The sequence below is a fragment of the Sphingobium olei genome (genome assembly GCF_042678845.1).
GTDB classification, from domain to species: Bacteria; Pseudomonadota; Alphaproteobacteria; order Sphingomonadales; family Sphingomonadaceae; genus Sphingobium; species Sphingobium olei.
The window spans coordinates 1-6484 of the sequence record NZ_JBHTLS010000074.1; the positions used below are offsets into that span (position 1 = coordinate 1).

Sequence of the window (6484 nt, forward strand, 5' to 3'; positions counted from 1 at the left end):
TCTCAAACTGCGCGCGATCAGCTCGGAATGCTGCGCGGACAATTCTCGGAACGCTGCGCGCGATTAAATCGGAAGCCCGCGCGCCATCAAATCGGAATGGTGCGCGCGATGACCTCGGAATCCGCAGCGTAACCTCGTCATCTCTCACGCCGCTGGCCTAGGCGAACCAATGCCGCGCTCGGTCGTGCGGCTTATGATGGCGCTGAAGCTGACAAGCCTGGGCCGCGGCGCCTCCGGCGTCCGCGTGGAGACCATCCAGTTCCTCGAGCGATTGCTGGACCTCGACCTCCTTCCAGTGGTGCCGGCACAAGGCTCCGTCGGCGCGTCCGGCGACCTTGCCCCGCTGGCGCATATGAGTGCGGTCATGATCGGCGTCGGCGAGATCGACGGAGGCGACGGTGCGCGCCCTGCCGCCCAAGTGCTTGCCGACCATGGTCTCGCGCCACTGGTGCTAGGTCCAAAGGAAGGCTTGGCGCTCCTCAACGGTACCCAGTTTTCTACCGCTTATGCCCTTGCTGGCCTTTTTGAAGCGGAAACACTTTTCCAAGCCGCTCTTGCTGCCGGAGCATTGTCCACCGAGGCGGCCAAGGGTTCGGACGGGCCGTTCGACCCGCGTATTCATGCGCTTCGGGGACACGCAGGACAGGCGCAGGTGGCAGAGCTCCTGCTCGCCAGCATGGACGGCTCGGAGATCAGGGCATCGCACCGGGACAACGACCGTCGCGTTCAAGACCCATATTGCCTGCGCTGCCAGCCGCAGGTGATGGGCGCTGTGCTCGATCTACTGAGGCAAGCGGGCACTACCCTCGAGATCGAAGCAAACGGCGTGTCGGACAATCCCCTCATCTTCGCCGATGACGGGGAGGTGATTTCAGGCGGAAACTTCCACGCCGAGCCGGTGGCCTTCGCGGCCGACATGATCGCTATGGCTTTGTGCGAGATCGGCTCCCTATCCGAGCGCCGGCTGGCCATGCTGATCGATCCGGCCCTGTCGGGCCTGCCTGCCTTCCTCACCCCCAATCCTGGCCTCAACTCGGGCTTCATGATCCCGCAGGTGACCGCTGCCGCTCTGGTCTCCGAGAACAAGCAGCGAGCCTACCCGGCAAGCGTGGACTCCATCCCGACCTCGGCGAACCAGGAGGATCACGTCTCCATGGCGGCGCACGGTGCACGGCGCCTTATGCCGATGGCCGAGAACGTCTCCGGCGTGCTCGCTATCGAGCTGCTCGCGGCCGCGCAGGGCTGCGACTTCCATGCGCCATTGAAGAGCAGCAATGCCGTTGAGGGGTTCCGCGCAGAGATCAGGCGGCTTGTTCCACGCCTGGAAGACGACCGGTATTTCCATCCGGAGATGGTCGCCGCGCAGGCGCTGGTGCGATCCGGCAGCTTGAGCAATATCCTGCTCGAGGCCGGACTGCCGTTGCCGGGAATTGTCCGGTGAACAGGCCATGGCTCACGGTCCGGCGAGGCCAGGCGCCGCTGGTGCTTGCCATGCCGCATGCCGGCACGGAGATCCCGGACGGGATCGAGCAGCGCTTCGTTTCGCCTTGGATGGCGCGCAAGGACGCCGACTGGTGGATCGACCGGCTTTATGCCTTCGCCGAAGAACTGGACGCCACGGTCATAAGGACCGCGATTTCGCGTAGCGTCATCGACGTCAACCGGGATCCGAGCGGTGCGTCCCTCTACCCGGGCCAGGCCACGACCGAGCTTTGTCCAACGACCACCTTCGATGGTGAACCGCTCTATGTTGCCGGCCGCGGCCCGGATGCTGACGAGATCGAACATCGTCGCGCGAATTGGTTCTCCCCCTACCATGCCACCGTCGCGGACGAGCTCGCGCGTCTCAAGTCCGACCACGAGCGTGTCGTCCTTTACGACTGCCATTCCATTCGTAGTCACGTGCCTCGATTGTTCGAAGGCGAGCTGCCGCAGTTCAACGTCGGCACCAACTTCGACACGAGCTGTGATCCACCCCTGACCAAGGTGGTGGAACGGGAATGCACCGCATCCGGCATGTCCCACGTCGTCAACGGACGCTTTCGAGGTGGTTACACGACCCGGCATTACGGTCAGCCGGCACAGGGCGTTCACGCCATCCAAATGGAGCTCGCTTGCCGCGGCTATCTGCAAGAGCCTGAGGAGGCGAACGCCTCAACCTGGCCCGTGCCCTTCGATCCCGAATATGCCTCGCCGATGGTGCAACACCTTCGGCGCATCCTTTCCGCATGCCTGTCCTGGGCCAACCAAGAAGAGATGAGAGATGCACTCGCGTAGCGACAACAGCCGTTCAATTCGCGCTCCTCGCGGAGTCGAGATCACCGCCAAGTCATGGCTGACCGAAGCGCCGATGCGCATGCTCATGAATAACCTTGACGCGGAGGTCGCGGAGAAGCCGGAAGAACTGATCGTCTACGGCGGCATCGGCCGCGCCGCTCGCGATTGGCAGAGCTTCGACAAGATCGTCGAGACGCTGAAGCGCCTCGAAGCAGACGAGACGCTGCTTGTGCAATCCGGCAAGCCAGTGGGCGTGTTTCGCACGCATGAAAATGCCCCGCGCGTGCTGATCGCGAACTCGAACCTTGTGCCGCATTGGGCCAACTGGGACCACTTCAACGAGCTCGATCGCAAGGGCCTCATGATGTACGGCCAGATGACCGCTGGCAGCTGGATCTACATCGGCACACAGGGCATCGTTCAAGGCACGTACGAGACCTTCGCCGAAATGGGCCGCCAGCATTTCGGCGGCAGCTTGGCCGGAAAGTGGATCCTCACGGCCGGACTAGGCGGCATGGGCGGTGCGCAGCCGCTTGCGGCCACCATGGCAGGTGCGTCCTGCATTGCGGTCGAGTGCCAGCCCTCCCGCATCGAGATGCGTCTTCGCACCGGCTACCTCGACCGCCAAGCCTCCAACATCGATGAGGCGCTCGCAATCGTCGAGGAGGCACACGCGGCCGGGAAGCCGATCTCTGTCGGCGTGTTGGGCAATGCCGCAGACGTCTACCCCGACATCGTACGGCGCGGCATTCGACCGGATGCAGTCACCGACCAGACCTCCGCCCACGATCCGCGCAATGGCTACCTGCCCAAGGGCTGGACGCTCGATCAATGGCAGGCGCTCAAGGAGAGCGATCCCGCCGCAGTCGAGGCCGCCGCACGCGCCTCGATGGCCGAACACGTCCAGGCCATGCTGGCTTTCTGGGAACAAGGCATTCCCGTCGTCGACTATGGCAACAACATCCGCCAGGTTGCCCTTGAAGAGGGTGTGAAGAACGCCTTCGACTTCCCCGGCTTCGTCCCCGCCTACATCCGTCCGCTCTTCTGCCGCGGCATCGGGCCGTTCCGTTGGGTCGCTCTCTCCGGCGATCCCGAGGACATCCGCAAAACCGACGCCAAGGTGAAGGAACTGCTGCCGGACAATGCACACCTCCACCGCTGGCTCGACATGGCCGGCGAGAAGATCAAGTTCCAGGGTCTGCCGGCACGCATCTGCTGGGTAGGCCTGGGCGACCGCCACCGGCTCGGTCTCGCCTTCAACGAGATGGTCGCCTCGGGAGAGCTTTCGGCCCCGGTGGTCATCGGGCGCGATCACCTGGACTCCGGCTCCGTCGCCTCGCCGAACCGCGAGACGGAGAAGATGATGGACGGCTCCGATGCCGTATCCGACTGGCCCCTGCTCAACGCTCTGCTAAATACCGCCAGTGGTGCTACCTGGGTCTCGCTCCACCATGGCGGCGGCGTCGGCATGGGCTTTTCCCAGCATTCGGGTGTCGTGATCGTCTGCGACGGCACCGAAGCCGCAGCCGAGCGCATCGGGCGAGTCCTTTGGAACGACCCTGCTACCGGCGTGATGAGGCACGCGGATGCCGGTTATGAAACGGCAGTCGAATGTGCACGCGAACGCGGCCTGGATCTGCCGAGCATCGCCGGCTGATCCTATGTGGCTGCTCCCAGCCGCATCGCGACGAGAAAGCCGCTGGAAGAATGGCGGCGGCCGCACCTTCGAAGTGGCGTCCGATCCTCCGGGATCGACGCCAGACGGCTTTAACTGGCGGGTCAGCATAGCTGAAATTGCCGCGCCGGGGCCGTTCTCGTCCTTCGTGGGCGTCGACCGTACGCTAACGCTGGTGCGGGGAGGGCCGCTCACCCTTTGGTTCGGTGAGGATGAGCGGTTGCTCACCTCACCGTGCGATCAGGTCATTTTCTCGGGAGACCAGCTCGTCGTCGCTTCCCTCGAGTCATCGGCGTGGGTAGTGAACGTGATGAGCCGCCGCGGATCGCACCAGCATCAGGTGAGAATGGCCAAGGTTGGGGAGGGTCTGCGACCGGCTGCAGAAGAGATCATTGTCCTGATCTCGCTGGGAGAGAGGCTACGGTTTGGCGAGGCGTCACTAGGCCGCTTCGATGCTGCCTTGCTCATGGGCGCAGACGCCGCACACATCGAGCAAGTGGGCGAGGGAGATGGTCTCCTCATCTCAATCGGGAGCACTGACGCGTCTGAAACGCTTAAGCGTTTCCTTCCTCCACAATGAGACAATATCGGGCGAAGGCTTCCATCGAAGCGTCGGACCGTGGCTCAGCTTCGAAGAGATCAATTCGCTGTTGCTGAACTTCTGTTTGGCCGGACTCAAGATCGCAATTGAAAACGTCCATAGCGGGTGAAGGTGGGCGGACCTTCTGGCCGCTCACGACAAAGTTCGCCTGATCAAGCCGCTCCAGCAATGCGTCAAAAGCTTCCTGCAAGCCGCCGAGATCGTCCGACGACAGGCAGATGTCGTCCATGTATACAGTGACGGTGACATTGAACCGCGCCGGGTTTGTCGGAGGCCCCAACTCCTGAGAGGAAGGGGCTATGACGAGCAAGACGACGAACAAGTTCTCACCTGAGGTACGCGCCCGGGCGGTGCGGATGGTGCTGGACCACGAGAAGGATCACCCGTCGCGCTGGGCGGCTGTGGTGTCGATCGCGGCGAAGATCGGGTGCGCGGGCCAGACGCTGCACGAGTGGGTGAAGAAGGCCGAGGTCGACAGCGGCACGCGCGCCGGGGTGCCGAGCGACGTCGCCGACCGGATGAAGGCGCTGGAGCGGGAGAACCGCGAACTGCGCCAGGCCAACGAGATCCTGCGCAAGGCGTCCGCATATCTTGCGATGGCGGAGCTCGACCGCCGAGCGAGGTGATGGTGTCGTTCATCGACGCGCATCGCAAGGTGTACGGGGTCGAGCCGATCTGCCGGGTTCTGCCGATCGCCCCGTCGACCTATCATGCTCACACAGCCAGAAGGATTGAGCCGACCAAGAGGTCGGCTCGGGCTCGGCGTGATGATGCGCTTGGGCCGGAGGTGCGCCGCGTATTCGAGGAGAACTTCCGCGTCTACGGCGTGCGCAAGGTCTGGCGGCAGCTGCGGCGCGAAGGGCTCGACGTCGCCCGCTGCACCGTTGCCCGCCTGATGCGGGCGATGGGCCTGGCCGGCGTGATCCGCGGCAAGCCGGTCCGCACCACCATCAGCGACAGAGCAGCGCCATGCCCGCTCGACCGGGTGAACCGGCAGTTCCGTGCGCCGGCGCCGAACAGGCTCTGGGTATCGGACTTCACCTACGTCGCAACCTGGGCGGGGTTCGTCTACGTGGCGTTCGTCATCGACACCTACGCTCGCCGGATCGTTGGCTGGCGAGCCAGCAGGACGACGCATGCCAGCTTCGTCCTGGATGCGCTCGAGCAGGCGCTCCATGACCGCCGACCGGTTCATCGCGGTGGCCTGGTCCATCATAGCGACCGCGGGTCGCAATACGTATCGATCAAGTACACCGAGCGCCTGGCCGAGGCCGGGATCGAGCCCTCGGTCGGCAGCGTCGGCGACAGCTATGACAACGCTTTGGCCGAGACGATCAACGGCCTCTACAAGGCCGAGGTGATCCACCGGCGGGGGCCGTGGCGCAACTTCGAAGCAGTCGAGTACGCTACCCTTGAGTGGGTGGACTGGTTCAACCATCGCCGGCTGCTCGAACCCATCGGCAACATCCCGCCTGCCGAAGCCGAGGAGCAATACTATGCTGCCGCGGACATCATCGATATGGCAGCGTGACTCACATCCAACGGCCTCCGGCAAACCCGGCGCGGTTCATATCACCGCTTGATGCGATATGGAGCAGCCGACTGACCGTCAGGTCGCGAAATGGTCGAGGCTACCGTGTACTAAATAGCCCTTAGCCAACTTTGGATGGCAAGCACGATGGTCACGGCTCACCATCAAACCGAGCATCCCCGCCGTTGTCACGTTATACCAAAAACTGAACAGATGCGGAACCTCGCGGTCCGGTATGCTGAATCAAGAAGCTCGACGGTCACCGGCCAGGGGCTGTAGCGCGACAAACAGGATGAGGATTGCGCGTCAATCAGGATGAGAATGTGATTGTCGCGGCGCGTCATTCAGTGCCGATTTTAATTGTCGCTGGCAAGGACCTCGTTCTCATCCTGATTGTCGC

At 63.5% G+C, this 6484-nt stretch carries 5 protein-coding genes, 1 pseudogene and 1 other annotated feature; of the genes and pseudogenes, 5 read left to right on the forward strand and 1 reads right to left on the reverse strand.

The window, feature by feature from the left end; translation table 11 throughout:
- Nucleotides 1-124: 124 nt before the first annotated feature.
- From hutH to ACFQ24_RS04570, 4 genes and pseudogenes are all read left to right on the forward strand, one after another.
- A pseudogene (hutH, locus tag ACFQ24_RS04555) lies at nucleotides 125-1441 on the forward strand (histidine ammonia-lyase); the annotation flags it as partial.
- Nucleotides 1438-2277 (forward strand): N-formylglutamate deformylase, encoded by an 840-nt coding sequence (gene hutG, locus ACFQ24_RS04560; protein ID WP_126053400.1) that lies wholly within the window; start codon nucleotides 1438-1440, stop codon nucleotides 2275-2277. The pseudogene hutH and the gene hutG, both read left to right, overlap by 4 nt.
- Entirely contained in the window at nucleotides 2264-3934 is a 1671-nt protein-coding gene (gene hutU, locus ACFQ24_RS04565) for a urocanate hydratase (protein WP_126053399.1), read from the forward strand. Before hutG ends, hutU begins: the two co-directional genes overlap by 14 nt.
- A 4-nt stretch (nucleotides 3935-3938) precedes the next feature.
- Complete coding sequence (locus tag ACFQ24_RS04570; RefSeq protein WP_164541269.1) at nucleotides 3939-4532, forward strand: HutD/Ves family protein; 594 nt, start codon at nucleotides 3939-3941, stop codon at nucleotides 4530-4532.
- Here the strand turns inward: ACFQ24_RS04570 and ACFQ24_RS04575 are convergent.
- Nucleotides 4507-4782, reverse strand: a complete 276-nt coding sequence (locus ACFQ24_RS04575; RefSeq protein ID WP_126053397.1) for a hypothetical protein — start codon at nucleotides 4780-4782, stop codon at nucleotides 4507-4509. The two genes, ACFQ24_RS04570 and ACFQ24_RS04575, sit on opposite strands and share 26 nt — an antisense overlap.
- A gap of 70 nt (nucleotides 4783-4852) precedes the next feature.
- Here ACFQ24_RS04575 and ACFQ24_RS04580 point away from each other — a divergent pair.
- Nucleotides 4853-6084, forward strand: a protein-coding gene (locus ACFQ24_RS04580) for an IS3 family transposase (RefSeq protein WP_380909313.1) whose coding sequence is annotated in 2 segments (ribosomal slippage) — nucleotides 4853-5144 and nucleotides 5144-6084 — 1233 coding nt in all. Because the reading frame shifts where the segments join, the coding sequence is not laid out codon by codon here.
- Nucleotides 5137-5253, forward strand: a sequence feature (AL1L pseudoknot). (Overlaps the previous gene by 117 nt.)
- Nucleotides 6085-6484: the final 400 nt, after the last annotated feature.